Below are 620 nucleotides of genomic sequence, written 5' to 3'. Positions count from 1 at the left end.
GCTCAGGAAGAAGGAGCGAATGGGACGGTCAGCGGCCCCGACCTCGGCTATTCTCCCGCGAGCGATTCCGGCCAATTTCTCTGGCTCGTTCCCGTTGAGCCTCAACCGCCTGATCTTGGAGTTTCTGGCGTAGCTGTTGGGCCAGTTTCACGCAGCCCTCGATAACCTTCTCCCGGTATTGGGTCGGAATATCCCTCAGAGCCTTCACAAGAGGCTCCAGACGGCTCTGAAGCTGTTTCAGGCTCTCTCTGTCTTCCTTGGCCCGTTTGGTCGCTGTGCGGGCAACTGTGGCGCTCTGAACGGCAGGTTCATAATGCTGCTGAACGGTCTGACTGATGCGTTTTGCCACCTGCTCAGGGTCTTCCACAACACGGGTAAAAATCCCCTTCTTGAGCACCTGCGGTTCTAGGTCAGCAGGGGTCAGGTTTTTGTGCTCGGGTGCGTCCCGTTCTAGCGCCCCGTAGTAGGTTTTCAGCTTGGTGTGGGTGGCCTTGCTTCCTTCGATGCCGCGTTCCAGTCCGACAGGGCGTCCCACAACTCGCGCAAAGTCGGTCTGCATCTCGTTCAGGGCCTTGGCACCACCGAGGAACCGGCGGCAATTCAGGCGGCCTGTATCGGGG

The 620-nt window shown here is 59.2% G+C and carries 1 protein-coding gene; it reads right to left on the bottom strand.

Translation table 11 applies throughout. From position 1 onward, the window contains the following. Positions 1 to 28: 28 nt before the first annotated feature. The coding region (locus tag KP705_RS16135) for a plasmid recombination protein (protein ID WP_215764976.1) at positions 29 to 620 on the bottom strand (592 nt) is incomplete at its 5' end.

Source organism: Gluconobacter sp. P1D12_c (assembly GCF_018812105.1).
Lineage (GTDB): Bacteria > Pseudomonadota > Alphaproteobacteria > Acetobacterales > Acetobacteraceae > Gluconobacter > Gluconobacter oxydans_A.
The sequence above is the reverse complement of the archived record's forward strand: the minus strand, read 5'-3'. Positions and strand labels throughout refer to the sequence as shown.